This is a genomic window from Pseudomonas sp. UC 17F4 (assembly GCF_900101695.1).
In the GTDB taxonomy this organism is placed as follows: Bacteria; Pseudomonadota; Gammaproteobacteria; order Pseudomonadales; family Pseudomonadaceae; genus Aquipseudomonas.
This window is the reverse complement of the sequence record NZ_FNKV01000002.1, coordinates 13,580-37,800: the sequence shown is the minus strand read 5'-3', so window position 1 is coordinate 37,800 and position 24,221 is coordinate 13,580. Positions and strand designations below refer to the sequence as shown.

Here is a 24,221-nt window from a genome sequence, read left to right as displayed (position 1 = left end):
GCGGGCTTTGCTCATGCCACTCACTGGCGCATTCAGAAATCGAAGAACACCGTCTCGCCTTCACCCTGAATGCGGATATCAAAGCGATACGCCAGCTTGCCGTCCACTTCACAGCGGGTCGCCACCAAGGTCTCACGCCGCTGCGGCTGCTCGATCAGGTTGAGCACCGGGCACTGGGCATTGGCCTGGGCTTCGTCATCGAAGTACAGGCGCGTCTGCAGGTGGATATTGATACCCCGGGCAAACAGGCTGACGTTGATGTGCGGCGCCATCGGCACGCCGGCGGCGTTCTTGGCCACGCCCGGCTTGATGGTGTGCAGGGTCCACTCACCGGCATCGAAGGTGGTGGCGGTACGGCCAAAGCTGTTGAAGGGTTTTTCCAGGTTGAAATCGCCCTGGTAATTGCCGTTGTGGTCGGCCTGCCAGAACTCCAGGAACGAGTCGCGCACCAGATGACCGTTGCCGTCATAGACGTTGCCGAACACCAGGATGTGTTCGCCCGGCGCGTCGGCTTGCGCCATGCAGTTCCAGATTTCCTGGTCGCGGGTCGGGTTGCCGGCGGCCTCCAGGGCCAGGCCGATATGCACGTAGGGGCCGGCGGTCTGCGAAGGGGTTTCCGGCAGCAGTTCGATAGGCATGGGGCGCCTCCTCAGCAGTTTTCGAAGTGGGTCTTGCGCTGTCCGCGCAACACGATGTCAAAGCGATAGGCCAGGCAATCCATGGGGTTGGTATTGCTCATGTCCAGCCGGGCGATCAGGCTCTGCACCGCGTCAGGGTTGGCAATCGACTTGACGATCGGGCACATCGGGATCAACGGATCGCCTTCGAAATACAGCTGGGTGATCAGCCGCGTGGCAATCGACGGACCGCTGATCGACACATGGATATGCGCCGGGCGCCAGTCGTTGGGACCATTGCGCCATGGGTACGGGCCCGGCTTGATGGTGCGGAAGCTGTAATAACCTTCACTGTCGGTCAGCGCACGGCCGACACCGCCGAAGTTGGGATCCAGCGGCGCCAGGTAGCGGTCGTTCTTGTGCCGGTAGCGGCCACCGGCGTTGGCCTGCCAGATCTCTACCAGGGTGTGCGGGATTGGTTTGCCGTGCTGGTCGCAGACGCGCCCGGCAAGGACGATGCGCTCACCGATCGGCAGGCCGCCGTTATTGAAGTTGAGCAGCAGGTCATGATCGTTAGGGCCGAATTTCAGGTGGGAGAAATCCGGACCGGTGCTTTCGCTGATCGACTGCGGGATGCTCACCAGGGCCTGGCGCGGCGAGCGCGCGACGGAGGTCTTGTAATCTGGGGTCAAGGCTTTCGGGTGCCAGTTGCGATCACGGATAGCGAAGCGACTGTTGTCTTGTGCAGACATGCCGTTCTCCTGTCTTGGAATTATTGGAGGGCCTGGGCGTGGCAGGCGAGCTTGCAGTTTCCGGTATGCAGGGTCCGGCGAATACTGAAAAGAACAGCGCCATTCATAACCAAATGGTTATGTATAAATCAGGAATCTGACAGAGCCCCGCGCCGTGAACTAATCTTTGTCCTCATGTTTCCAAGCTCCGGAGAGCACTCATGCAATGGCGAAAAGGCAGGCGTAGCGACAATGTGGTCGATGCCCGTGGCGAGGGCGGTGGCGGCATGCGCTTCGGCGGTGGCAAGGGCCTGAGCATCGGCGCGATCCTGTTGATTGTCGGGATTGGCTGGATCACCGGCCAGGACCCGCTGCAGATCCTCGGCCAGCTGGCCGGGCAGATGGGCCAGCAACAGACCGCGCCAGTGACCACCGGCACCGGCAAGGCACCACCGGCCAATGACGAGCAGGCGGAATTCGTAAGGTCGGTGCTGGGCGACACCGAAGACACCTGGAAGGCCATCTTTGCCCAGGCCGGCCGCCAGTATAAAGACCCCAACCTGATCCTCTTCAGCGGCCAGATCAACTCAGCCTGCGGCTTTGCCTCTTCGGCAGTCGGGCCGTTCTATTGCCCGGCCGACCAGAAGGTCTACCTGGACATGAGCTTTTTCCGTGAAATGGAACAGCGCTTCTCGGCCGCCGGCGATTTTGCCCAGGCTTACGTGATCGCCCACGAAGTCGGCCACCATGTGCAAACCCTGCTGGGCGTTTCGGCCAAGGTCCAGGCCGCACGCCAGCGCGGTGAGCGCATGGAAGGCGACAACGGTTTGCTGGTACGCCAGGAACTGCAGGCCGACTGCCTGGCCGGGGTCTGGGCCTACCAGGCGCAAAAACGCCTGAACTGGCTGGAACCGGGCGATATCGAAGAAGCCCTGAACGCCGCCAACGCCATCGGTGACGACCGCCTGCAGCAGCAGGGCCAGGGCCGCGTAGTACCGGATTCGTTCACCCACGGCACCTCGCAACAGCGCCAGCGCTGGTTCAAGACCGGCTTCGCCAAGGGCGATATCAACCAGTGCGACACCTTCGGCGCACGCTCGCTCTGAGCCATTTTGCGGCCGCCTGAAGCCTCGGGCTGGCCGCAGAAATCCCCTGTTACCTACCGCTGATCATTTTTGCTGAAAAAGCGTTTCAGCTCCGGCGCAAGCCGCCGATAAACCCTGCTCAGAACATCGGCTGGCCATCAATAACAACAACCTTCCACCGATTCGGATCAAGAAGCACAACGTTCCTGGAGGGATTGCATGAATAGCTGGTTTGCCAACATCAGCGTCAACCTGAAACTCGGCCTGGGCTTTGGCCTGGTGCTGTTGCTGACCGGCCTGCTGGCCCTGACCGGCTGGAACAGCCTGGGCAGCCTGATCGATCGCAGCAACTGGATGAGCGACATTACCCAGCTCAACAGTGACCTGACCAACCTGCGCATCACCCGCCTGCAGTACATGCTGACCAATGGCGACGACGCCGCGGCCGGCAACGTCCAGGTCAAGCTCAATGCCTTCAGCGAGCAGCAGCAAAAACTGCTCAAGAGCTTCAAGAGCCCGGAGAACATCAAGCTGCTCCAGGAGCTGGGCCAGACCATCAGCGAATACCAGGTGTCGATCAACAAGATGCGCGCCGGTTACAAGACCAGCCTGGCCGCACGTGACTCGATGAACCAGGCCGCAGCCCGCGCTATCGAACTGATCGAAGCGATCAACCGCGACGTGCTGGCCCTGCCCGAGGGTGACGCCAGCCGCCTGGAGCAGTTCCGCACCATCACCCAGGCCAAGGAGCAACTGCTGCTGGTTCGCCTGGCCGTGCGCAGCTACATCGCCGACATCAGCAGCGAGACCGAGCAACTGGCCCTGCGTCAGCTCGATACCGCCCTGGCCGAAATCGCCGGCCTGAACCGCCAGATGCCAGGCGAAGCGACGCGCATCAAGCAGTTTGAATCCGCAGTGATGGCCTACCGTGACGCTGTACGCCAGTTCCGCGACGCCACTGCCGATATCGCCGTAGCGCGTCAGGAAATGACCGTTCAAGGCGCCGATATCGTCAAGACCAGCGACGCCCTGTACCAGATCCAGCTGGACCGCCGCGACAGCGAGAGCACCAAGGCCCGCTCCCTGCAGCTGACGGCCACCTTGCTGGCACTGCTGGTCGGCGTCCTGGCTGCGGTAATCATCACCCGTCAGATCACTCGCCCGTTGCGTGAAACCCTGGCCGTGGTCGAGAAGATCGCCGCCGGCGACCTGACCCATAACATGCGCGTCACCCGCCGTGACGAACTGGGCGTGTTGCAGCAAGGCATCCAGCGCATGGGCTCGACCCTGCGTGACCTGATCACCGGCATCCGCGACGGCGTCACGCAGATCGCCAGCGCTGCCGAAGAACTCTCGGCTGTTACCGAAGAGACCAGCGCCGGGGTCAACAGCCAGAAAGTTGAAACCGACCAGGTCGCCACCGCCATGCACGAAATGGCCGCCACCGTGCAGGAAGTTGCGCGCAATGCCGAGCATGCTTCCGAGGCTGCCACCGAAGCCGATGGTCAGGCCCGTGCCGGTGACCAGGTTGTCGCCGAAGCGATCAGCCAGATCGAACGCCTGGCCGAAGAGGTGCACCGCTCCACCGAGGCCATGGGCCTGCTGCAACAGGAAAGCCAGAAGATCGGCAGCGTCATGGACGTGATCAAGTCGGTGGCCGAGCAAACCAACCTGCTGGCCCTCAACGCGGCCATCGAAGCGGCCCGCGCCGGTGAAGCAGGGCGTGGTTTTGCCGTGGTCGCCGACGAAGTTCGCGGCCTGGCCCAGCGTACGCAGAAGTCCACCGAAGAGATCGAAGAGCTGGTCGCCGGCCTGCAGAGCGGTACCCAGCAGGTGGCCAATGTCATGCTTGGCAGCCGCAACCTGACCGACAGCAGCGTCGAGCTGACCCGCAAGGCCGGTGCTTCGCTGGAAAGCATCACGCGTACGGTGTCGAACATTCAGTCGATGAACCAGCAGATTGCGGCGGCGGCGGAGCAACAGAGCGCAGTGGCCGAACAGATCAGCCGCAGCATTCTCAATGTTCGCGATGTGTCCGAGCAGACCGCCGCGGCCAGTGACGAGACCGCGGCGTCGAGTGTTGAACTGGCGCGGCTGGGCAACCAGTTGCAGACCATGGTCAGCCACTTCCGCGTTTAAACGCATCGCGGGTCAAGCCCGCTCCTACAGGTTTGTAGGAGCGGGCTTGACCCGCGATCAACTCAACACCTATTTAACGATCTGCCCCACCCCCCGCCCACGCGGATCGGAAGCGGTTTCCAGCGCCGTGCCATTAACCCGGATCGCCTGGATGTCGCCCATCTCCCAACCCTGATCTTCCAGGGTGTAGCCCATCTTCTTCAGCTCTTCAGCAACCTTGCCGTTAAGCGGTGCAAAAGCATCGAAATAAATCGTGTCCTTGGGCAGCAACTGGTGATGCACGCGCTGCGCAGCCACGGCTTTTTCCAGCGGCAGGTTGTAGTCATAGAGGTTGTTCAACACCTGGAAGATCGAGGTAAAAATCCGCGAACCACCGGGGGTACCCAGTACCAGGGTGACATTGCCATCGCGGGTCACCAGGCTCGGGCTCATCGACGACAGCATGCGCTTGCCCGGCTCGATCGCGTTGGCGTCGCCACCGACCACCCCAAAGGCGTTGGCCACGCCCGGCTTGGAGCTGAAGTCGTCCATTTCGTCGTTGAGCAAAAAGCCTGCGCCCTTGACCACCACACCGCTGCCGTAGTCCCAGTTCAGGGTGTAGGTGTTGCTGACCGCATTACCGTCCTTGTCGACGATGGAGAAGTGCGTGGTCTGGTGTGGTTCAAGGCCAGGGCGGACTTTCTCGGTGTCCGAGATGGCCGTCGGGTTGACCTCCTGGGCGCGCTTGGCGATGTAGTCCTTGGCGATCAGTTGCTCGACCGGCACCTTGGAGAACGCCGGGTCGCCAAGGTAGTCGGCGCGGTCGGCGAACACGCGTTTTTCGATCTCGGCCAGCAGGTGGATGTAGCGCGCCGAGTTCAGCTCGACGCCCTTGAAGTCGGCGGCGCGCGCTTCCTTGATGCCCAGCAGCTGGGCCAGGGCGATGCCGCCCGAACTTGGCAGCGGCGCGGTATAGACCGTGTTGCCACGCCAGTCGATCTTCATCGGCTCGCGCCAGACGGCTTTGTAGTCCTTGAGGTCGTCCTTGCTGATCAGGCCCTTGTCGGCCTGCATCTGCGCCACCAGCAGGTCGGCGGTCTTGCCCTGGTAGAACTCGCTGACACCCTTGTCGGCAATGCGCTCCAGGGTTTGCGCCAGCTCCGGCTGCTTGAAAGTCTCGCCGACTTTCATGCTGCCGAAATAGTCGTTGAAGTTGGTGCTGTCCTTGAACAGGCCCAGGGCGTCTTCGCGGTACTGGTACTGTTTGGAGGCGACCTTGAAGCCGTTCTTGGCATAACCGACCGCCGGGGTCAGCAGTTCGGCCCACGGCAGCTTGCCGAATTTCTGATGCGCCTCCCACAGCCCCATCACCGTACCGGGCACGCCGGCAGCGCGGGAACCGACCAGGCTGAGGTTCTCGATGATCTCGCCCTTGTCGTCCAGGTACATGTTGCGGCTGGCGGCCTTCGGCGCGGTTTCGCGGTAGTCGAGGAAGTAGGCCTTGCCGTCGACATACAGGGTCATGAAACCACCACCACCGATGTTGCCCGCCTCGGGGTAGGTGACCGCCAGGGTGAAGGCGGTGGCCACGGCCGCATCCACCGCGTTGCCGCCTTTTTTCAGGATATCGGCGGCGACCTGTGCACCATATTGATCGGGTGCCGCAACTGCACCGCCCTCCAGGGTAACCGCGTAAGCCGCGTTACTGGCGAGGATCGCGGCGCCGAGGGCCAGGGATCGGAACATCACAACGCGCATGAGAGCTTCCTTAGTGTTGTTTTCGTTGAACAGCCATTAAGGCTGATGTCAGACGAGTTATCAAACACCGTAGGAGTTTTCGCCGCGCATAGGCAGAAGCTGTCGCAGATGGACGCTTCAGCAGGCGTAGATCGCCAGCTTGTTCTGAATGAAATCGAGAAAGCACTGGATGCGCAGCGCCAGCTGGGTGTTGCGGTAGTACACCGCATTGATCGGCTGGCGATAGCCGCTGTTGTGCTCGGCCAGGAGCACCTGCAGGCGCCCGCTGCGGATGTCTTCATGGGTCATGAAGTGCGACAGGCAGACGATGCCCTCACCGGCCAAGGCCAGTTCGCGCAGGGTTTCACCGCTGGAGGCCGACAGCGCCGGGCGGATCAGCAGGCGGTCGCCTTCGGCATGGCGCAGCGGCCAGTGGTTGAGGGTTTCGGTCTGGGTAAAGCCAAGCAGCGCGTGGCCTTGCAGGTCTTCAACCCGCTCGGGCGTGCCATGCCGGGCCAGGTACTCGGGGCTGGCCAGCAGGTTCAACGGGCTGCAACCGAGGGCGCGGGCATGCAGGCTGGAGTCGGCCAGCTCGCCGATGCGAATGGCGACGTCGGTGCTCTGCTCGATCAGGTCGATGATCAGGTCGCTGGTGTTGAGCTCCAGTTGGATCTGCGGGTACAGCGCGCGAAACTCACCGACCCAGGGCACGATGGCGTGGAGCATGAACGGCAGCGCGGCGTTGATGCGCAAGCGCCCGGACGGCGTCTGGTGGTGCACCGACAGGTGCTCTTCGAGCTCGTCCATCTGCTGCAGGATCGACTTGGCCCGCTCGAAGAAAAACCGCCCTTCTTCGGTCAGGTCCATGCGCCGGGTGGTGCGGTTGATCAGGGTGGTGCCGAGCTTGGTTTCCAGGCGCGACAGGGTGCGGCTGATCGCCGACGGCGTCTGCCCGCCCTGCTCGGCGGCCGCGGAAATCGAGCCGCACTCGATCACCGAGACGAACACCTGCAATTCATCGGACCTGGCTTTCACGGCTGTACCCCGGGGTTGGCAACAGCCGTGATAGATAGCCGCTTGGCGCGGCTTGCGCAAGGCTTCATCAGGCCTGGGTCTGGAAAACCTCGGCCAGGTGCTGCTCGTAGGCGGCCACAGCGGCCTCGACGTTGGGGCGTTTCATCACATCCACCGCAAGGTAAGTCGGCAGGCCGCTCATGCCGAGGAACTGGTTGGCCTTGTGGAACGGGAAGTACACCGCGTCCACGCCCTTGCCTTCGAAGAAGTCGGCCGGGTCGTCAAACGCCTGCTGCGGTGCGTTCCAGGTCAGCGACAGCATGTACTGTTTGCCCTGGATCAGGCCACCGCTGCCGTACTTTTGCGACGCATCGGAACGGGTGCGGCCGTCGTTGGCGTAGAGGCTGCCATGGCCAGCAGTGAAGACTTCGTCCAGGTACTGCTTGACGGTCCAGGGGGCGCCCATCCACCAGCCGGGCATCTGATAGATGATGACGTCGGCCCAGAGAAATTTCTGCACTTCTTCGGCGTTGTCGTAGCCGCCATCGATGTAGGTGGTTTTCACATCGAACCCTGCGCGGTCCAGGAAGGCCAGCGCGGCTTCGTGCAGGGTTTCGTTCAGGCGGCCATCGGAGTGGGCGAACTTCTTGCCACCGTTGAGCAACAGGACTTTTTTCATGGGGTGCCTCATCTATGTTCGATCAGGGGCAAAGAAGCCTGTGACCGAGTGAATTTGATGGCGGCAGATTAGAGGCAGGCCTCGCGGGGAAACAGCCGTGCCGGGGCAAAATACATTTGCCTAAAAAGCACGAATCAAACGCTTATTGTTGCCATAGAATCGTTTCACTTCTTCCATTCAGAGGCATCTCCATGAGCGAGCAGTACGGTTTCATCCTCAAAGCCAAGACCCGACCGCAAATGTCCGAAGCCTTCGAAACGCTGTTTCGCGCCTACGTCGAGCCCAGCCGCCAGGAACCGGGCTGCATCGAATACCACATGCTGCGCGACCAGCAGGACCCAAGCCTGTTTGTGTTCTACGAGATCTGGGCCAGCAAGGCCGCGCTGGATGTGCATTCGGCCCTGCCGCACATGGCGGCGTTCTTCGAAAAACGCATGGACTACCTGGAGCGCGACTTCGATATTCAGCTGATCGAGATGCTCAGCCCCTCCTCGGCTAGCCGTTGAGCAACAGGTGCGTGCCAAGCAGCGCCAGGCCGATAAAGAAGCAGCGCTTGAACAGCACCGCGCTGATGCGCTGACGCAGCCACTGGCCGCCGAGCATGCCCAGCAGCGCCGGCGCCAGCACCAGCATTGACGCGCCCAGGGCCTGGGCGCCGAGCGCATCCTGGCCGGCCAGGCCGATTGCCAGGGCCAGGGTCGAGACGCTGAATGACAGGCCCATGGCCTGGACCATTTCCTCGCGACTCAGGCCCAGGCTTTGCAGATAAGGCACTGCGGGAATCACAAAGACTCCGGTGGCCGCCGTGATCACCCCGGTGATCAGCCCGCAAAACGGTCCGATCCAGGACTCATGCGCAGGCGCAAGCCTCATCCCGCGGCCGCACAGGCCGTACAACGCATACACCAGCAACGCCCCTCCCAAGGCATGTGCCGCCCAGGCGCCACTGTTGATGCCCAGCCAGGCGCTACCGAGCAAGGTGCCGATAAAGATCAGCGCCAGCATCGGCCACAGCCGTTTCAGCAAGGCGCGCAGGTGCCCGCCAAAGGCCAGTTGCCAGAGGTTGGTCAGGGTCGAAGGCACAATCAGCAAGGCCGCTGCCTGCGCCGGAGACATAGCCATGCCGAGCAGGCCCATGGCGATGGTCGGCAGGCCAAGGCCGATCACACCCTTGACCGCACCGGCCAGCACGAAGGTGACAATGACCAGCAGCGACAGCGCTGGACCGATATCCTGATAGAAGCCAAAGAAGGTAGTCATGGCACTATCCTGCACCCTGCCACCCAGGCTGAAAATCTGCCATATACTCAGCCAGACTATTGCCCAGGAAGAGGCTGATGCATTTCGACCTGATTGACCTGCGCCTGTTCCAGCACACCCTGGAGTGCGGCAACATCACCGCCGGCGCCCAGCGCAGCCACCTGTCGCTGCCCGCCGCCAGCGCGCGCATCCGCGCCATGGAAAGTTCGCTGGGTACGCCGCTGCTTGAACGCAACCGTCGCGGGGTGCAGGCCACGCCTGCCGGGCAGGCGCTGCTGCAGCATGCGCGGCTGATCGCCCAGCAGGTCGAGCGCCTGCAGTTCGACCTCGGGCAATACGCCCAGGGCCTGCAGGGCCAGGTGCGGCTGTTGTGCAATACCGCAGCGCTGACCGAATACCTGCCGGAATTGCTCGCCGGGTTTCTCCGGCAATACCCGGCCATCGATATCGACATCCACGAACTGCCGAGCCTGCGCATCGTCCAGGCCATCACCCAGGGCGTGGCCGATATCGGCATCATCTCCAGCGCGGTGGCCAGCGAACACCTGCAAACCCTGGCGTTTCGCGACGACCCGCTGATGTTGATCATGCCGCCCGCCCATCTGCTGGCCGCCAACCCCAACCTACGCTTTGCCGACACCCTCGGCCACGGCTACGTTGGCCTGCAGGCCGACAGCGCCCTGACCCTGCACCTTGAAGAACAAGCCCTGCATCTGGGCCGGCGCCTGCAGGTGCGGGTGCGCGCCGAAGGGTTTGACGGGGTGATCCGCATGGTCGCCCACGGCGCTGGCCTGGGCATCGTGCCGATGGCCGCGGTGCAGCGCTGGCAGGGGCTATTGCCGTTGCACAGCCTGGCGCTGAACGAGCCCTGGGCAAAACGCCAGCTGCGCCTGTGCAGCCGGGATTTTGCCAGCCTGCCCGGGCATGCCCAGGCCTTGATCGACTGCCTGAGTGCCAGCGCTATTGCTCCGGCAGGGGCAATCCACCGACAATCGCCCCCGCGGACCTAGCTGTTGCTGCACTGATCGCCAACCGAGTCGTAAAAGGGAGTTTCACCGTGCCGTCGATCTACCAGCTCAAACCCCGCTTCCAGTCGCTGTTGCGCCCGACGGTCGAGCGCCTGTACCAACGCGGCGTCACTGCCAACCAGGTAACCCTGAGCGCCGCCGTGGTTTCCGTTCTGCTCGGCCTGTTGCTGGCCTGGCTGCCACACCTCACCTGGCTGTTCGCCCTGGTGCCGGTATGGATGCTGCTGCGCATGGCCCTCAATGCCATCGACGGCATGCTCGCCCGCGAATTCGGCCAGCAATCGAAGCTCGGCGCCTACTACAACGAACTCTGCGACCTGGTCGCCGACAGCGCCCTGTACCTGCCCTTCGCGCTGCTGCCGGGGGTGTCGTCGGCGCTAGTGGTGATCGTCGTGCTGGCGGCGCTGATCAGCGAATACGCCGGGGTCATGGGCCCGTTGGTCGGCGCTGAACGCCGCTACGACGGCCCGATGGGCAAAAGCGACCGGGCCTTTGCCTTCGGCGTGCTCGGTGCCGGCGTTGCCAGCGGCCTGTTGCCGGCCAGCTGGCTCAACGGCGTGCTGCTGGTGATCTTGCTGCTCTCGCTCTATACCCTCTACAACCGGGTCAGCCGCGGTCTGGCGCAAACCCGCTGAAGCACTTTGTGCCAGATAAGGATATTTGCCATGCGCAACGCGCAATCGCTGCACTTCACCACCCACGACGGCGTCGAACTGCATTACCGCCACTGGCCCGCCGACGTTGCTGACGACCAGCCACGGCGTGCCGTGGTGTTGTTCCACCGCGGCCACGAACACGGCGGGCGCATGGCCCATCTGGCCGATGAGCTGCAACTGCCCGACCACGACTTCTTCGCCTGGGACGCCCGTGGCCACGGCCAGTCGCCTGGCGCCCGTGGCGACAGCCCAAGCTTTGCCTGCAGCGTGCGCGACGTGCAGACCTTCATCGAGCACATCGCCCGCGAGCACGGCATCGCCGAAGAGGATATGGCGGTGCTGGCGCAAAGCGTCGGCGCCGTACTGATCGCCACCTGGGCCCACGACTACGCGCCCAAGGTACGTTGCCTGGTACTGGCCTCGCCGGCCTTCAAGGTCAAGCTCTACGTGCCTTTCGCCCGCCCGGGGCTGAAGCTGATGCGCGCCTGGCGCGGCAACTTCTTCGTCAACAGCTACGTCAAGCCGCGCCTGCTCAGCCACGACCCCGAGCGCATCGCCTCGTACGAAAGCGACCCGCTGATCAGCCGGCCGATTTCGGTGACCATGCTGCTTAGCCTGTATGAAGCCGCCGACCGCGTGGTGGCCGATGCCCAGGCGATTCAGGTGCCGACCCAGCTGTTGATTTCCGGCGCCGATTTCGTGGTCAAGCGCAAACCCCAGGAGCAGTTCTTCGAACGCCTGGGCAGCGTGCACAAAGAGAAACACATCCTCCCCGGATTCTTCCACGACACCCTTGGCGAGCGTGACCGCAGCCATGCCCTGGCGCGGATCCGGCGGTTTATCGAGCACTGCTTCAGCCTGGCGCCGCAGCGCCCTTCTCTGCTCGCTGCCGACCAACTGGGCGCCAGCTGCGCCGAAGCCGAAAGCCTGGCCGCGCCGCTGCCGCGCAACTCGCCGGCCGATCTTTACTGGCGCGCCACCCGCGCCGGCCTGCGGCTGGGCAAGGGTTTGTCGGACGGGGTCAAGCTGGGCTTTGACACCGGCTTCGACTCGGGCAGCACGCTGGACTACATCTACCGCAACCAGCCCACCGGCAAGGGCGCGATCGGGCGCATGATCGACCAGAACTACCTCAACGCCATCGGCTGGCGCGGCATCCGCCAGCGCAAACTGCATGTCGAAGAGCTGCTGCGCCTGGCCATCGAACGCCTGCGCGAACAGGGCAAGCCGGTGGATATCGTCGATATCGCTGCCGGCCATGGCCGCTACATCCTCGAAGCGTTGCAGGGCCTGGAACGCAAGCCGGAGTCGATCCTGCTGCGCGACTACAGCGAGCTCAATGTCCAGCAGGGCAGCGCGCTGATCGCCGAAAAGGGCCTGGCCGACATTGCCCGCTTCGTCCAGGGTGATGCCTTCGATGCCCAGAGCCTGGCCAGCCTCGATCCACGCCCGACCCTGGCGGTGGTTTCGGGCCTGTATGAGCTGTTCGCCAGCAACCAGATGGTTGGCGACTCCCTGAGCGGCCTGGCCCAGGCGGTGGAGCCCGGTGGTTACCTGGTGTACACCGGCCAGCCCTGGCACCCGCAGCTGGAGATGATCGCCCGCGCCCTGACCAGCCACCGCGCCGGCCAGGCCTGGGTGATGCGCCGGCGCAGCCAGGTGGAAATGGACCAACTGATCGAGGCGGCCGGCTTTCGCAAGGTCTGCCAGCGTATTGATGAGTGGGGCATCTTCAGCGTCAGCCTGGCCCAGCGGGTCGTTTGATGAGCACGGCACGCGAGCCAGGCTTGATCAAGCGCGGGGTGCTCTGGCTGCTGTTGCTGGGGCCGTTGTTCTTTCTCAGCTACGGCCTGACCAACACCTACACCGCCGGGCGCAGCGACGTCGGCAGCCTGGTGTTCGCCTGGGAAGGCCATATCCCGCTGTGGCCCTGGACCATCATCCCCTACTGGTCGATCGACCTGCTTTACGGGCTGTCGTTCCTGTTGCCGCTAAGTCGCCTGGAGATGGACCGCCACGCCCTGCGCCTGCTCAGTGCGCAAGTCATCTGCATCCTCGGGTTTCTGCTCTGGCCGTTGCGTTTTACCGTCGAGCGGCCCGCGCTGGATGGCCTGTTCGGCTGGCTGTTCGATGTGCTGATGGGCTTTGACAAACCCTTCAACCAGGCACCATCACTGCACATCGCCTTGCTGGTGATCATCTGGGCGATGTTTGCCCGGCATATCCACGCCAGGCTGCCGCGCTTGCTGGTGCATGGCTGGATGGCGTTGATCGGCGTGTCGGTGCTGACCACCTGGCAACACCACTTTATCGACCTGCCCAGCGGCGCGCTGGTGGGGATGCTGTGTTGCTGGCTGTGGCCGGTTGCGGGTCAGCCGGTACTGCGCCCTATGCAACTTGCCCGTGATCCGCAGCGCTGGCGCCTGGCCTTGCGTTACTTCGCCGGCGCCGCCCTGCTGGGTGGTCTGGCGTTGTACCTTGCAGGCGTTGCCCTGTGGTTGTTGTGGCCGGCGGTGGCGCTGCTGGTGGTGGCACTCAACTACGCGCAACTGGGCGCCGAAGGTTTTCAGAAAGGCGCCGACGGCCAGCTGTCGTACGCCACGCGCTGGCTGCTGGCGCCCTACCTGATCGGCGCCTGGCTCAATTCGCGCTGGTGGACCCGGCGCCATCCGCAAGCGGATGAAGTTTGCGACGGCGTGTACCTGGGGCGGATTCCGGGCAAGGGGCAAGCGGCGCAGTTCGCCGCCATCGTCGACCTGTGCGCCGAACTACCCGCCTCGGTTGCCCCGGGCCAGGCTTATCGTGCGCTGCCCAGCCTCGACCTGGTGGTGCCCACGGCCGAGCGCTGCCGGGAAGCGGCGGCGGCCATCGAACAGCTGCGTGCCCAGGGCCCGGTGCTGGTCTGTTGCGCGCTCGGTTATTCGCGAAGCGCCAGCGCCGTAGCCGCCTGGCTGGTGCTCAGCGGCCGTTGCGCCGATGCCGGGCAAGCGCAACAGCGCATCAGCCAGGCTCGCCCTGGGGTGGTCCTGCACCCGCAGCACCTGCGGGTAATCGAACGCCTGCAAACGGAGCCTTGCCTGTGAGCGATGAAATCCACCTGGCCGTGGTTGCCAGCCTGCTCAAGCGCGGCCGCCAGGTCGAGCGCCTGGCCGACGGCATCAGCCTGCTGGCGGTGCTGCTTGGCCTGGCGGCGCTGCTGATCGGCTCGCCTGCCCCGGGATACTGCGCAGTACTGAGCGGCCTGTTGTTGCTGGCAGGCTTGCTGCAAAAGTTCTTTGCCATGCGCGTCGCGCTGGACGCCGACCTGTTTGCGCACCTGGCCACGCGCAGCGATCAGCTTGGGCAACACACCCAGGCGCTGGACCAGTCGTTGTTCAGCCTGGGCCTGAAAGCCAACCCGGCCGATAACCGCGACTGGCAGGCACGCGGCCTGGCGACGCTGGGCCTGCTGCGCAAACAACTGCTGTGCTTTGCCGTACAGGCCGTGCTGGCGCTGGTCGGCATTTTGCTTTTGCCCTTGCTTCATTTCGCCGGATAAGGACCTTGCCCATGCTTGCTGCCCTCACCGCCTTTGCCATCACCTCGGTCGCCCGCCTGATCACCGGCGCCCGCGCCTTGTGGCTGGGCTGCACGCCGCAACCGGTGCAACGGCTGTACTACGCCAACCACAGCAGCCACGGCGACTTCGTGCTGATCTGGGCCTCGCTGCCCCAGCCGCTGCGCCAGCACACGCGGCCGGTGGCCGGTGCCGATTACTGGCAAAAACCCGGCATTCGTCAATTCCTGATCAAGCGGGTGTTCAATGGCGTGCTGATCGATCGCCAGCACAACGACGCCCAAAGCAATCCCCTGCAACCTATCCAGGATGCGCTGGCCCAGGGCGATTCGCTGATCTTCTTCCCCGAAGGCACGCGCAACCTCAGCGACGAACCGTTGCTGGCGTTCAAGAGCGGCCTGTTTCACCTGGCCAGCGCCCACCCGCAGGTCGAGGTGATCCCGGTGTGGATCGCCAACCTCAACCGGGTCATGCCCAAGGGCCGCGCCCTGCCGCTGCCCTTGCTGTGCACCCTGAGCTTTGGTGAGCCGCTGCACCTGCAAGCGGACGAAAGCAAGCACGCGTTTCTCGACCGGGCCCGCCAGGCCCTGTTGGCCCTGGCCCCGAAGGAATCCTGAGATGGACAACAACACCCTTTCGCTGTTCGCCGGCATCGGCGGCCTGCTGCTGCTCGCCAGCCTGATCGGCCGCCTGCTCAAATGGCGCGCCGGCCCCGCCCCCCACGCGGTAATCGACAACCTCAACGCGCGGATCAACGCCTGGTGGGTGATGGTCCTGGTCATCGGCCTGGCGTTTCTGTTCGGCAAGCTGGGCGTGATCCTGCTGTTCTATTGCGTGTCGTTTTACGCCTTGCGTGAATTCCTCACCCTGACACCCACCCGGCGCAGCGACTACCCGGCACTGGTCGCGGCCTTTTACGTCGCCCTGCCGGTGCAGTACCTGTTGATCGCCATGGACTGGTACGGGCTGTTCAGCATTTTCATCCCGGTCTACCTGTTCCTGCTGCTGCCGATTCTCGCCAGCTTCGGCGGCGACACTACGCGCTTTTTGGAGCGTGCCTCGAAGGTGCAGTGGGGCTTGATGATCGCGGTCTACTGCCTGTCTTCGGTACCGGCCTTGATGACCCTGGACATCCCCGGATACGAAGGCCGCAACCTGCTGCTGATCGCCTGGCTGATCCTCGTGGTGCAGATCTCCGATGTGCTGCAGTACGTCTGCGGCAAGCTGTTCGGCAAGCACAAGGTGGCGCCGAAGCTGTCGCCGTCAAAGACCGTCGAAGGCCTGGTTGGCGGCGTGGCCCTGGCCACCCTGATTGGCGCCACCCTGTGCTGGATCACGCCGTTCAGCTTCTGGCAGGCGGCGCTGATGGCCTTGACCGTCAACCTCATGGGCTTTGCCGGCGGCCTGGTGATGTCGGCGATCAAGCGCGATCGCGGCGTCAAGGACTGGGGCCACATGATCGAAGGCCACGGCGGCATGCTCGACCGCATGGACTCGGTATGCTTCGCCGCGCCGGTGTTCTTCCACTTCGTGCGTTACTGGTGGGCGTAAGCGTTATACCAACAGATCGTAGGACAGCTTGCCGATCAGTATCAGCAGCAACACCAGGAACAGCGCGCGCACGAAGGGTACGCCCTTGCGCACTGCCAGCCAGGTGCCAGTCAGCGCGCCAAGGATGTTGAAGGCGGCCATGGGAATGGCGATCAGGTAGAGCACGTTGCCGGTGGGAATGAAGAACATCAGTGCGGCGACGTTGGTGGCGATGTTCACCAGTTTCGCCGACGCCGAGGCATGCAGGAAGTCGAAGGCGAAGCAGCGAATGAACAGGAAGATCAGAAAGCTGCCAGTGCCCGGTCCGAACAGGCCATCGTAAAAACCGATGGCGCCGCCGATGACGATCGCCAGCAATTTTTCGCGGGTGCCGATGCGCATCGGTTTGTGCAGGGCACCGAAGTCCTTTTTCCAGAAGGTGTAGATCGCCATCAGCACGATCAACACCAGTACCGCCGGGCGCATCAGCCCTTGCGGCACCAGCGATACCGTGGCGGCGCCGACGAAGGCCATGGCAAAGGCCGCACAGGCCGCCGGAACCACCAGCCCCCAGTCGATCACCACCTTGCGCACGAACGAGCGGGCGGCAAACGCCGTGCCGCAGGCCGAGGCAACCTTGTTGGTGCCCAGCAAGGCAGCCGGGGGCGATGCTGGCAGCACGTTGAACAGCGCCGGAATCTGGATCAACCCGCCACCACCGACTGCCGCATCGATCAGCCCGGCGGCAAAGGCAAACACGCAAAGCACAACGATATCGACCATGGGTTTCAGGCTCTGGCAGTCAAAGAAGGGCGCGCCAAGGTTAACCAACGGCCGGGTTTTGTGTTGCAATGCCATATTGCAAAAACTGCAACGAGGTAGTGCATGGCCCTGGATATGCTCGCGGAGCTGGAAGCCTTCGCAATGGTTGCCCGCAAGCGCAGCTTCGTCGCTGCGGCACGCGCTCTGGGGCGCTCGCCCAGTACTGTAACCCGCGCTGTGCAGGCCCTTGAGGAAAACGCCGGGGCCAAGCTGTTCAACCGCTCGGCCAATGCCGTGAGCCTTACCGAGGCCGGCGAGCGCCTGCTGCCCTATGCCGACAAAATGCTTGATCTGCAACGCGAGGCCGATGAGGAGCTGGCCGGGCTCAGCGGCCTGGCCTCCGGCTGGGTGCGGTTCTGCGCCCCCGAATCACTGGCGCCGGTATTGCCTGGCCTGATTGCGCGATATGGCGAACGCTACCCGCAGGTGAACGTCGATGTGATCTTCAGCGACGAGCCGATCGACCCGGCCAAGAGCAAACTGGACTTCGCCATTCGTGGCGCCTTTGCCCAGGACAGCGAACTGATCGGTTATCCGCTGTGGCGCTACTCGCGCTCCTTGTATGCCAGCCCTGCCTACCTGCAAAAACACGGCATGCCCGCCTCAATCGAGGCGCTGGAAACACACGCGCTGATCCTGCATACCGCGCCGCGGATCCTCAAGGAATGGCAGTTTCGCAGCGCCGGCCAGGCCGTCAGCCTGCGGGTGCATCCAAAGTTTCGCTTCAGCTCCGGGATCGCGGTATTCCAGGCCGCCCTGGCCGGCGTCGGCATCGCCCGCCTGGCCGACTGGCTGGCCGAACCCGAGGTGCAGGCCGGGCGCTTGCAGCGGGTTTGTGCCGAGTACCGGCTGACCGCCAGCAACGGCGACAGCCCACAAATGCACGCAGTGTACCCGGCCGGCAGCTTGCCGCAGCGAGTCAAGGCGCTGCTGGAAGTGATCCGCGGTTTTGGTGACAGCCTCGAGCGCTAATCGAAGGTTTGCGCTCCCAGACAGCCAAAGGTCGAGACCAGACATCTGCCCGGCGCCGATCGCGCCTATGGTGATGGACCTTTGAGTCATCCTCTGGAGCCTGGAATGTCCGATTTCATCACCGTGCTGCGCGAGACCTGCCCTACCCCCGTGCTGGATGCGACCAAGTGGCAACGCATCGGCGGCGACCCGCACACCGTCAACCTCAACGCCTATGTGTCGGCCGATGGCAGCAAGATCATGGGCACCTGGATCTGTACGCCGGGCAAGTTCCAGGTCCATTACGAGAAGTGGGAGTATTGCCACTTCCTCGACGGCTACTGCGTGATCACCCCGGAAGGTGAGCAGCCGGTACATTTGAAGGCCGGTGACGTGTTCGTCATCGAACCTGGGATGAAAGGCACCTGGGAGGTGGTGGAGACGGTGCGCAAGTACTTCGTTTTTGCCTGACCGTTGGGGCCGCCTTGGCAGCCCATCGCTGGCAAGGCCAGCCCCCACAGAATGATGTGTGCGCAGTACCTGTGGGAGCCAGCCTTGCTGGCGATGCTCTTTTACTCGGGCTTGCGATAACCTTCGACAATCGCCGAGAAATCCTTGCCACCCTCGCCGCGCAAACTCATGGCCTGGTACAGCTGCTGGGCCACCGCGCCGAGAATCACCGGCTGGTGCGCCTGACGCGCGGCTTCTGTCGCCAGGCCCAGGTCCTTGAGCATCAGCTCGGCACCAAAGCCACCGGTATAGCCGCGCGATGCCGGGGCCGTGTCGATGATGCCCGGCCACGGGTTGTAGGTGTCCGAACTCCAGCAACGGCCGGTCGAGCTGTTGATGATCCCGGCCAGCACCTTGGTGTCGATCCCCAGCGCGTTGCCCAACGCCATGGCTTCGGACACGCCGATCATCGAGATACCCAGTAGCAGGTTGTTGCAGATCTTGGCGATTTGCCCGGTGCCGACCTCACCGCAATGGACGATGTTGCGCCCCATCTGCGCCAGCACCGGCTGCAAGGTGGCGAACAGCGTGTCGCTGGCGCCGACCATGAAGGTCAGGGTGCCGGCTGCGGCACCGCCGGTACCACCGGACACCGGCGCATCGGCAAGGTCAACGCCCTGTTTGGCCGCTGCGGCCGCTACGTCACGGGCGGTCTGCGGGTCGATGGTGCTGCAGTCGACCACCGGGGTCCCGGCCTTTACCCCGGCCAGCACGCCATCTTCGTTGAGGTACACGCCGCGCACATGGGCGGCGGCCGGCAGCATGGTGATCACCAGTTCGCTCTGCTGCGCGGCATCGCGCGGCGAGCTGCTGATCTGCCCGCCGAGCTCGGCAAGCTCTGCCAGCACGGTCTTGTTCAGGTCGAACAGGTTCAGCTGATGCCCGGCCTTGATCAGGTTGCGGGCCATGGGCGCGCCCATGTTGCCAAGGCCGATGAATGCAATACGCATGATGAGCTCCTTAGCGCAGGCTGATGGTGGTGTTCACGCCATCGTTGACGCTGTCATCATCAAACCAGCGGCTGGTGACGGTCTTGGTCTGAGTGTAGAACTGCACCACTTGTTTGCCGTACGGGCCCAGATCGCCGAGCTTGGAGCCGCGCGAGCCGGTGAAGCTGAAGAACGGTACCGGCACCGGGATCGGGATGTTGATGCCGACCTGGCCGACGTCGATCTCGTTCTGGAACTTGCGCGCCGCCGCGCCGCTCTGGGTGAACAGGCCGGTGCCGTTGCCGAAGGGGTTGCGGTTGACCAGGGCGATGGCTTCGTCGAGGGTGTCGACTTCCAGCACCACCAGCACCGGGCCGAAGATTTCCTGGGTGTAGATCTGCATGTCGGTGGTCACCCCGGAGAACAGGGTCGGGCCGACGAAGTTGCCCTGCTCGTAGCCCGGCACGCTGACCTCGCGGCCGTCGAGCTCGAGCGTGGCGCCTTCCTTGATACCGCTTTCGATCAGGCCCAGCACCCGCTCCTTGGCGCGCTTGGAAATCAGCGGGCCGACATCGGTGCCCGGCTCGCTGCCAGCGTTGACCTTGAGTTTGCAAGCCAGCTCCTTGAGCTCCGGCAGCCACTCGCGGGCCTTGCCCACCAGCACCGCCACCGAGGTGGCCATGCAGCGCTGGCCGGCCGCGCCGAAACCGGCACCAACCAGGGCATTGAGGGTTTGCGTGCGATTGGCGTCCGGCAGCACCACGGCGTGGTTCTTGGCGCCCATCATCGATTGCACGCGCTTGCCGTGCTGCCCCGCCAGGTTATAGACGTGGGTGCCAACCTCGGTGGAGCCAACGAAAGAGATCGCCTTGATATCGGTATGGGTGCACAGCGCATCGACCACCTGCTTGCCACCATGGACGACGTTGAGCACGCCGGCCGGCACACCGGCTTCGACCGCCAGCTCCACCAGCAGCATGGTCGACAGCGGGTCCTGTTCGGACGGTTTGAGCACGAAGGTGTTGCCGCAGACGATGGCCATCGGGAACATCCACAGCGGGATCATCGCCGGGAAGTTGAACGGGGTGATACCGGCGCAGACGCCGATCGGCTGGCGCAGGGTGTAGGTGTCGACGCCACCGGCAACGTTTTCGGCGAACTCGCCCATCTGCAAGGTGCCGATGCTGCAGGCATGCTCGACCACTTCCAGGCCGCGGAAGATATCGCCTTCGGCGTCGGCAATGGTCTTACCCTGTTCAGCGCTGAGGACTACGGCGATGCGCTTGGAGTGTTCGCGGATCAGCGCCTGCAGCTTGAGCATGATGCGCATGCGCGCGCCGATCGGGGTGTCGCGCCAGGTCTTGAACGCACGCTGGCCGGCGGCGATGGCGGCGTCGACTTCTTCGGCGGTGGCGAAGGGGACGCGGGCCAGCACTTGCTGGGTGGCCGGGTTGACCACGTCGCGCCATTCGCTGGTTTTCGATTCGACCCATTGGCCGTCGATCAGCAGCTTGACCTGCTCGACCTTGGTCTGGCCGGGAGTAAGGGATGCGTTCATGTGCGTTCTCCTGAAATTGTTGTTAGGGAGAGATCGACGCCACCGGGTCAGCCACGGCGAGCGCTTGGGTCCAGGGCTTTTTTGGAGTATAGATGTGCAAACATCTAATAAGAACGCACATAAAAGCCGGACCAACATGCAAAAAAACATCACCTCCCTGGGGTCGCTGAACTGGGATGACCTGAAGTTTTTCCTTGAAGTGGCGCGTACCCGCAAGGCCAGTAGCGCGGCCAAACGCCTGGGCGTCGACTACACCACGGTGTCGCGGCGGATCAGTTCGCTGGAAGTGGCGCTGGGCACTCTGTTGTTCGAAAAGTCGCGGACCAACGGCTTTGTCCTCACCGCCGAAGGCCAGCGCCTGCTCAGCTATGCCGAATCCATCGAAAGCACCCTGCACATGGCTTGCGAGCAGGTTTCCGGCTCCGGCGTGGCGTTGTCGGGGCATGTACGCATGGGCTGCACCGAAGGATTTGGCAGCTTCTTCGTCACCCCGCAACTGAGCCATTTCGTTGATGCCTACCCGGCGATCTCGGTGGACATCCTGCCGCTGCCGCACTTCATCAGCCTGTCCAAGCGCGAGGCCGACATCGTCATCGCCCTCGAGCGCCCGGAACACGGGCCCTACGTGTGCTGCAAGCTGTGCGATTACCGCCTGCGCCTGTACGCCACCCAGGAATATCTGGAGAGCCACGAGTCGATCACCCGCAGCAGCGACCTGGCCCGCCATCAGTTCATCAGTTATGTCGACGACCTGGCCTTCAGTTCCGAGCTCCTGTACCTGGCCAACCTGATTCCGGCCGCCAGCGCCAACCTGCGCAGTACCAGCGTGATCGCCCAGTATGTAGCGGCGCAGCAGGGCCGTGGCCTGGCGATCCTGCCGTGTTTTCTGGCCGCACAAGACCCGCGCCTGGTGGCGATTCTGCCGGAGGAGGTAGAGATTACCCGGCAGTTCTGGATGTACTGCCGCGAGGATCTGCGCAAGTTGAAGCGGATCACCCTGTTGTGGGATTACATCCGCGATGTCACCGAGCGCAACACCCCGCTGCTAATGGGCGAGTCGCGCGCGATGAGCTTTGCCGACTGATCAGTCGGAGGCGACCACGATCGACACCCGGCGGTTTTCCAGGCGTCCGGCGCGGGTGTCGTTGCTGGCCACCGGCTCGCTGCTGCCCAGACCGCGGGTTTCGACGTTTTCCGGGCGCATGCCGACGCCGACCAGCACATTGGCCACGCTCTGTGCGCGGCGCTTGGACAGTTGTTCGTTGTAGGCCGCGCGGCCCGAGGCATCGGTATGGCCGTCGACCCGCACGCGCTGGATGTTCACCGACAGCAGCGACTTGCCGATGCGCTCGACAATCGTCCGGCTCTGGGCGTTGAGGGTGTCGACATCGCTGCCGAACAGCACTTTGCTCGACAGGCCGAACTCCCAGCCTTCATCGGTGAGCTGAAAGCCCTCCTGCTTGAGCAGGGCAATCTGTTCGGCGGTCAACCCTTTGGGTGGCACGCTCTGGCAGCCGCCCAGGGCGAACAAGGCCAGGGCCAGGCAGATAAAATGAAAACGTAGTCGTTGGCTCAAGTGAATCACGGTTCAGCTCCTGTTTTTTACATGATGAGCAGAGCGCTCCGGCTCTGCCATTTGCCCCTGGCCACGCAAGTTGCGCTTGGCCTGATACATCGCCGCATCAGCGGCATTGAGGAGGTCGGAAGGATTACCGCCGTCGTCGGGAAAATAGGCAATACCGATGCTCAGCGACGTGACGATGATCTGCCCTTCGCTCAGGCGGATTGGCAGTTTCATGCTGGCGGCAATCTTCTCGGCGATGCGCCGGGCGTCTTCGTGCGCGTGCAGTGGCGCCAGCAGCACGGCGAATTCGTCACCGCCCAGGCGAGCCACCAGATCATTTTCACGAAGCTGCGCACGCACCCGGGTGGCCACGCTGATCAGCACTTCATCGCCAGCGGCGTGGCCAAAGTTGTCGTTGACCTCCTTGAAGTTGTCGCTGTCGAGAAACAGCAAGGCCAGGTGTTCATTGTGCTTTTGCGCATTGCGCAGAGTGCGGCTCAGGCGGCCTTCGAAAAACGCCCGGTTCGGCAAGCCGGTGAGGCTGTCATGGCTGGCCTGGTGGGCCAGGCTTTCGTTCTCGCTCTGCAAGTGGCTCTGCCACGACTCCAGCTCGTCAAGCAAGGCGTTGAAGTCGTTGCCCAGCTCGTTGAGCTCGGCGATCTGCGCCGGCGGCACGCGGCGGTCGAAGCTGCGCTCGCGGCGTGCAGCATGGGCGACGTTGGCCAGGCTGCGCAGCGGCCCGACAATGTCGCCGAACATGCGCCGCGACAGGTACAGCGCACTGAAAGCGCTAAGCGCCGTGCACAACAGGATCCCGGCCAGGCCGCTGAGCAGGAAGCGCACCAGGCTGCCGCCCTGCCCCACCAGTTCGATACGCCCGACCTGCTGGCCCTGGTGCAGCACCGGCAGAATGATCGGCTCTTCCAGCAGGCTGCGGGCGATCAGTTGCTCGGTCTGCGCCAGCAGGCCGCTGTCATTGCGCTGCCAGCGCGCCAGCAGCTCGCCATTGTCGTCGAACACCTTGACGTCGGCGACTTCTTCCGTGGTGGCAATCAACGCCAGCGCTTCGTTGGCCGCTCCGGCGTCGTTGAATACCACTGCCGCTTCCACGGTGTAATTGATCGAACGGGCAATCAGGTGCAGGTTGTGATTGGCGTAAACGCGCAAGGCCAGCACGCCGAGCAGGGTCAGCGAGACCCCGGCAAGGCCGACGGCAAGCAGCGCCACGCTCAGGTGGCGGCGGCCAAGCACGGCACGCAGGGTCGGGCGCTCGCGCCCCTTGCCAAAGCCGATCATGGTTGCGCCGCCCGCCGCCGCGAGAGCTGCAGCACGCTGGGGTGGATGCGCACGCCGCTGCGCGCCACCGAGTCGAGGTTGACGTCGAACGCTACCTGGCGATCGCCGACCCGCAGGCAGAACAGGCTGCCGACTGTGCACGGGTCATCGGCCTCGCTCATGCTCAGCACCGGATGACCGCTCAACGCCGTGAACAACCGGCTACGTTCGTCCTGGCTGAGCTTGCCGATATAGATCGCATCGCACTCATTGGCGATGCGCGGGTCGCTGGCCAGCAAGCGGCGCACCAGCACCGGGCGACCGGTGGCCTGGGTGGTGCCTTTGACCAGATCGTCGGCATATTCGGTCGGGCCGATCAGGCACAGGCGCAGTTGTGCCGGCTCAACCGGCCAGCGTGCGTAACTGAGGATACCCAGCACAACCTGGGTGACTGCCTTGGCTCGCTGCTCGGCCAGGTTCGACGTGACCTCAGCCTCGGCACCGGCCTGCGCGGCGAACAGCAACAGCATCGCGGCCAGCAGCGAACGCGTCAGGCTCGTCACACGTCCCGATGTCGGGGCGGCCACATTCATGAGGGAAA

25 protein-coding genes and 1 pseudogene are annotated in these 24,221 nt (G+C 63.8%); 14 read left to right on the top strand and 12 right to left on the bottom strand.

Annotation, left to right across the window (positions count from 1 at the left end):
* Positions 1 to 32 precede the first annotated feature (32 nt).
* Both pcaG and pcaH read right to left on the bottom strand, forming a co-directional pair.
* On the bottom strand, positions 33 to 638 hold the full coding sequence (pcaG, locus tag BLR26_RS25440) for a protocatechuate 3,4-dioxygenase subunit alpha (RefSeq protein ID WP_045195858.1): 606 nt from the start codon (positions 636 to 638) through the stop codon (positions 33 to 35).
* Positions 639 to 649: 11 nt separating this feature from the next.
* Positions 650 to 1,369 (bottom strand): protocatechuate 3,4-dioxygenase subunit beta, encoded by a 720-nt coding sequence (gene pcaH, locus BLR26_RS25435; protein ID WP_093387826.1) that lies wholly within the window; start codon positions 1,367 to 1,369, stop codon positions 650 to 652.
* A gap of 200 nt (positions 1,370 to 1,569) precedes the next feature.
* Here pcaH and BLR26_RS25430 point away from each other — a divergent pair, with 200 nt between their 5' ends.
* The 3 genes and pseudogenes from BLR26_RS25430 to BLR26_RS27825 all read left to right on the top strand — a co-directional run bounded on the left by BLR26_RS25430 (position 1,570) and on the right by BLR26_RS27825 (position 4,572).
* Positions 1,570 to 2,454, top strand: coding sequence for a KPN_02809 family neutral zinc metallopeptidase (locus BLR26_RS25430; RefSeq protein ID WP_093387823.1), 885 nt, complete (start codon positions 1,570 to 1,572; stop codon positions 2,452 to 2,454).
* 198 nt (positions 2,455 to 2,652) lie between these two features.
* Positions 2,653 to 3,717: pseudogene (locus BLR26_RS27830) on the top strand (methyl-accepting chemotaxis protein); the annotation flags it as partial.
* A complete protein-coding gene (locus BLR26_RS27825) occupies positions 3,709 to 4,572 on the top strand; it encodes a methyl-accepting chemotaxis protein (protein ID WP_371128692.1) in 864 nt (287 codons plus the stop codon). The pseudogene BLR26_RS27830 and the gene BLR26_RS27825, both read left to right, overlap by 9 nt.
* A gap of 69 nt (positions 4,573 to 4,641) precedes the next feature.
* On the opposite strand, the gene ggt is transcribed toward BLR26_RS27825, so the two are convergent.
* The 3 genes from ggt to BLR26_RS25410 all read right to left on the bottom strand — a co-directional run bounded on the left by ggt (position 4,642) and on the right by BLR26_RS25410 (position 7,981).
* A complete protein-coding gene (gene ggt, locus BLR26_RS25420; protein ID WP_093387817.1) occupies positions 4,642 to 6,309 on the bottom strand; it encodes a gamma-glutamyltransferase in 1,668 nt (555 codons plus the stop codon).
* A 117-nt stretch (positions 6,310 to 6,426) separates the two neighbouring features.
* Positions 6,427 to 7,323, bottom strand: a complete 897-nt coding sequence (locus tag BLR26_RS25415) for a LysR family transcriptional regulator (RefSeq protein ID WP_045195847.1) — start codon at positions 7,321 to 7,323, stop codon at positions 6,427 to 6,429.
* A 67-nt stretch (positions 7,324 to 7,390) separates the two neighbouring features.
* Entirely contained in the window at positions 7,391 to 7,981 is a 591-nt protein-coding gene (locus BLR26_RS25410; protein ID WP_045195845.1) for an NADPH:quinone oxidoreductase MdaB, read from the bottom strand.
* A 191-nt stretch (positions 7,982 to 8,172) separates the two neighbouring features.
* Between BLR26_RS25410 and BLR26_RS25405 the strand changes: the two genes are divergently transcribed.
* Positions 8,173 to 8,487 carry a putative quinol monooxygenase gene (locus BLR26_RS25405; RefSeq protein ID WP_093387814.1) on the top strand — a complete coding sequence of 105 codons (315 nt, stop codon included), beginning with the start codon at positions 8,173 to 8,175 and terminating at the stop codon, positions 8,485 to 8,487.
* Here BLR26_RS25405 and BLR26_RS25400 read toward each other — a convergent pair.
* On the bottom strand, positions 8,477 to 9,241 hold the full coding sequence (locus BLR26_RS25400) for a sulfite exporter TauE/SafE family protein (RefSeq protein WP_093387812.1): 765 nt from the start codon (positions 9,239 to 9,241) through the stop codon (positions 8,477 to 8,479). The two genes, BLR26_RS25405 and BLR26_RS25400, sit on opposite strands and share 11 nt — an antisense overlap.
* A 77-nt stretch (positions 9,242 to 9,318) precedes the next feature.
* Between BLR26_RS25400 and BLR26_RS25395 the strand changes: the two genes are divergently transcribed.
* Genes BLR26_RS25395 through BLR26_RS25365 form a run of 7 tightly spaced genes read left to right on the top strand, consistent with a single transcriptional unit; the run spans position 9,319 to position 16,032 of the window.
* A complete protein-coding gene (locus BLR26_RS25395; RefSeq protein WP_093387809.1) occupies positions 9,319 to 10,251 on the top strand; it encodes a LysR family transcriptional regulator in 933 nt (310 codons plus the stop codon).
* Positions 10,252 to 10,298: 47 nt separating this feature from the next.
* The gene (locus BLR26_RS25390) at positions 10,299 to 10,904 is read left to right on the top strand and encodes a CDP-alcohol phosphatidyltransferase family protein (RefSeq protein WP_093387806.1); all 606 of its coding nucleotides are present in this window, start codon (positions 10,299 to 10,301) and stop codon (positions 10,902 to 10,904) included.
* A 30-nt stretch (positions 10,905 to 10,934) separates the two neighbouring features.
* Positions 10,935 to 12,689: a bifunctional alpha/beta hydrolase/class I SAM-dependent methyltransferase gene (locus BLR26_RS25385; RefSeq protein WP_093387803.1), complete on the top strand. Its 1,755-nt coding sequence runs from the start codon at positions 10,935 to 10,937 to the stop codon at positions 12,687 to 12,689.
* Positions 12,689 to 14,008 carry a phosphatase PAP2/dual specificity phosphatase family protein gene (locus BLR26_RS25380; protein ID WP_093387800.1) on the top strand — a complete coding sequence of 440 codons (1,320 nt, stop codon included), beginning with the start codon at positions 12,689 to 12,691 and terminating at the stop codon, positions 14,006 to 14,008. The genes BLR26_RS25385 and BLR26_RS25380 overlap by 1 nt, the downstream gene beginning before the upstream one ends.
* Complete coding sequence (locus BLR26_RS25375) at positions 14,005 to 14,463, top strand: hypothetical protein (RefSeq protein WP_093387797.1); 459 nt, start codon at positions 14,005 to 14,007, stop codon at positions 14,461 to 14,463. The genes BLR26_RS25380 and BLR26_RS25375 overlap by 4 nt, the downstream gene beginning before the upstream one ends.
* Before the next feature lie 11 nt (positions 14,464 to 14,474).
* On the top strand, positions 14,475 to 15,098 hold the full coding sequence (locus BLR26_RS25370; RefSeq protein ID WP_093387795.1) for a lysophospholipid acyltransferase family protein: 624 nt from the start codon (positions 14,475 to 14,477) through the stop codon (positions 15,096 to 15,098).
* A 1-nt stretch (position 15,099) separates the two neighbouring features.
* Positions 15,100 to 16,032 (top strand): phosphatidate cytidylyltransferase, encoded by a 933-nt coding sequence (locus BLR26_RS25365; protein WP_045195828.1) that lies wholly within the window; start codon positions 15,100 to 15,102, stop codon positions 16,030 to 16,032.
* Between the two features lie 3 nt (positions 16,033 to 16,035).
* On the opposite strand, the gene BLR26_RS25360 is transcribed toward BLR26_RS25365, so the two are convergent.
* Positions 16,036 to 16,794, bottom strand: a complete 759-nt coding sequence (locus BLR26_RS25360) for a sulfite exporter TauE/SafE family protein (protein WP_045196566.1) — start codon at positions 16,792 to 16,794, stop codon at positions 16,036 to 16,038.
* Between the two features lie 102 nt (positions 16,795 to 16,896).
* On the opposite strand from BLR26_RS25360, the gene BLR26_RS25355 reads away from it, so the two are divergent.
* The gene (locus tag BLR26_RS25355) at positions 16,897 to 17,805 is read left to right on the top strand and encodes a LysR family transcriptional regulator (protein ID WP_093387792.1); all 909 of its coding nucleotides are present in this window, start codon (positions 16,897 to 16,899) and stop codon (positions 17,803 to 17,805) included.
* Positions 17,806 to 17,910: 105 nt separating this feature from the next.
* Positions 17,911 to 18,255, top strand: a complete 345-nt coding sequence (locus BLR26_RS25350; protein ID WP_045195824.1) for a cupin domain-containing protein — start codon at positions 17,911 to 17,913, stop codon at positions 18,253 to 18,255.
* A 101-nt stretch (positions 18,256 to 18,356) separates the two neighbouring features.
* On the opposite strand, the gene mmsB is transcribed toward BLR26_RS25350, so the two are convergent.
* Complete coding sequence (mmsB, locus tag BLR26_RS25345) at positions 18,357 to 19,244, bottom strand: 3-hydroxyisobutyrate dehydrogenase (RefSeq protein WP_045195822.1); 888 nt, start codon at positions 19,242 to 19,244, stop codon at positions 18,357 to 18,359.
* 10 nt (positions 19,245 to 19,254) lie between these two features.
* Positions 19,255 to 20,781, bottom strand: coding sequence for a CoA-acylating methylmalonate-semialdehyde dehydrogenase (locus BLR26_RS25340; RefSeq protein WP_093387789.1), 1,527 nt, complete (start codon positions 20,779 to 20,781; stop codon positions 19,255 to 19,257).
* A 136-nt stretch (positions 20,782 to 20,917) separates the two neighbouring features.
* Here BLR26_RS25340 and BLR26_RS25335 point away from each other — a divergent pair, with 136 nt between their 5' ends.
* On the top strand, positions 20,918 to 21,865 hold the full coding sequence (locus BLR26_RS25335; protein ID WP_093387786.1) for a LysR family transcriptional regulator: 948 nt from the start codon (positions 20,918 to 20,920) through the stop codon (positions 21,863 to 21,865).
* Here BLR26_RS25335 and BLR26_RS25330 read toward each other — a convergent pair whose 3' ends face one another.
* From BLR26_RS25330 to BLR26_RS25320, 3 genes are read right to left on the bottom strand one after another with little or no spacing between them, the layout of a single operon-like run.
* Positions 21,866 to 22,357, bottom strand: coding sequence for an outer membrane lipoprotein YfiB (locus tag BLR26_RS25330; protein WP_371128691.1), 492 nt, complete (start codon positions 22,355 to 22,357; stop codon positions 21,866 to 21,868).
* 12 nt (positions 22,358 to 22,369) lie between these two features.
* Positions 22,370 to 23,641, bottom strand: coding sequence for a diguanylate cyclase DgcN/YfiN (locus BLR26_RS25325; protein WP_045195816.1), 1,272 nt, complete (start codon positions 23,639 to 23,641; stop codon positions 22,370 to 22,372).
* Positions 23,638 to 24,213, bottom strand: a complete 576-nt coding sequence (locus tag BLR26_RS25320) for a regulatory sequestration protein YfiR (RefSeq protein ID WP_045195814.1) — start codon at positions 24,211 to 24,213, stop codon at positions 23,638 to 23,640. The genes BLR26_RS25325 and BLR26_RS25320 overlap by 4 nt, the downstream gene beginning before the upstream one ends.
* Positions 24,214 to 24,221: the final 8 nt, after the last annotated feature.

What these genes read in the sequence shown, in the direction of transcription:
- BLR26_RS25325 (WP_045195816.1), bottom strand. Translation starts at nt 23,641, where the DNA reads ATGATCGGCTTTGGCAAGGGGCGCGAGCGCCCGACCCTGCGTGCCGTG.
- BLR26_RS25400 (WP_093387812.1), bottom strand. Translation starts at nt 9,241, where the DNA reads ATGACTACCTTCTTTGGCTTCTATCAGGATATCGGTCCAGCGCTGTCG.
- BLR26_RS25340 (WP_093387789.1), bottom strand. Translation starts at nt 20,781, where the DNA reads ATGAACGCATCCCTTACTCCCGGCCAGACCAAGGTCGAGCAGGTCAAG.
- BLR26_RS25395 (WP_093387809.1), top strand. Translation starts at nt 9,319, where the DNA reads ATGCATTTCGACCTGATTGACCTGCGCCTGTTCCAGCACACCCTGGAG.
- mmsB (WP_045195822.1), bottom strand. Translation starts at nt 19,244, where the DNA reads ATGCGTATTGCATTCATCGGCCTTGGCAACATGGGCGCGCCCATGGCC.
- BLR26_RS25365 (WP_045195828.1), top strand. Translation starts at nt 15,100, where the DNA reads ATGGACAACAACACCCTTTCGCTGTTCGCCGGCATCGGCGGCCTGCTG.
- BLR26_RS25380 (WP_093387800.1), top strand. Translation starts at nt 12,689, where the DNA reads ATGAGCACGGCACGCGAGCCAGGCTTGATCAAGCGCGGGGTGCTCTGG.
- BLR26_RS25350 (WP_045195824.1), top strand. Translation starts at nt 17,911, where the DNA reads ATGTCCGATTTCATCACCGTGCTGCGCGAGACCTGCCCTACCCCCGTG.
- BLR26_RS25385 (WP_093387803.1), top strand. Translation starts at nt 10,935, where the DNA reads ATGCGCAACGCGCAATCGCTGCACTTCACCACCCACGACGGCGTCGAA.
- BLR26_RS25430 (WP_093387823.1), top strand. Translation starts at nt 1,570, where the DNA reads ATGCAATGGCGAAAAGGCAGGCGTAGCGACAATGTGGTCGATGCCCGT.
- pcaG (WP_045195858.1), bottom strand. Translation starts at nt 638, where the DNA reads ATGCCTATCGAACTGCTGCCGGAAACCCCTTCGCAGACCGCCGGCCCC.
- BLR26_RS25320 (WP_045195814.1), bottom strand. Translation starts at nt 24,213, where the DNA reads ATGAATGTGGCCGCCCCGACATCGGGACGTGTGACGAGCCTGACGCGT.
- BLR26_RS25410 (WP_045195845.1), bottom strand. Translation starts at nt 7,981, where the DNA reads ATGAAAAAAGTCCTGTTGCTCAACGGTGGCAAGAAGTTCGCCCACTCC.
- pcaH (WP_093387826.1), bottom strand. Translation starts at nt 1,369, where the DNA reads ATGTCTGCACAAGACAACAGTCGCTTCGCTATCCGTGATCGCAACTGG.
- BLR26_RS25355 (WP_093387792.1), top strand. Translation starts at nt 16,897, where the DNA reads ATGGCCCTGGATATGCTCGCGGAGCTGGAAGCCTTCGCAATGGTTGCC.
- ggt (WP_093387817.1), bottom strand. Translation starts at nt 6,309, where the DNA reads ATGCGCGTTGTGATGTTCCGATCCCTGGCCCTCGGCGCCGCGATCCTC.
- BLR26_RS25370 (WP_093387795.1), top strand. Translation starts at nt 14,475, where the DNA reads ATGCTTGCTGCCCTCACCGCCTTTGCCATCACCTCGGTCGCCCGCCTG.
- BLR26_RS25360 (WP_045196566.1), bottom strand. Translation starts at nt 16,794, where the DNA reads ATGGTCGATATCGTTGTGCTTTGCGTGTTTGCCTTTGCCGCCGGGCTG.
- BLR26_RS25405 (WP_093387814.1), top strand. Translation starts at nt 8,173, where the DNA reads ATGAGCGAGCAGTACGGTTTCATCCTCAAAGCCAAGACCCGACCGCAA.
- BLR26_RS27825 (WP_371128692.1), top strand. Translation starts at nt 3,709, where the DNA reads ATGGGCTCGACCCTGCGTGACCTGATCACCGGCATCCGCGACGGCGTC.
- BLR26_RS25335 (WP_093387786.1), top strand. Translation starts at nt 20,918, where the DNA reads ATGCAAAAAAACATCACCTCCCTGGGGTCGCTGAACTGGGATGACCTG.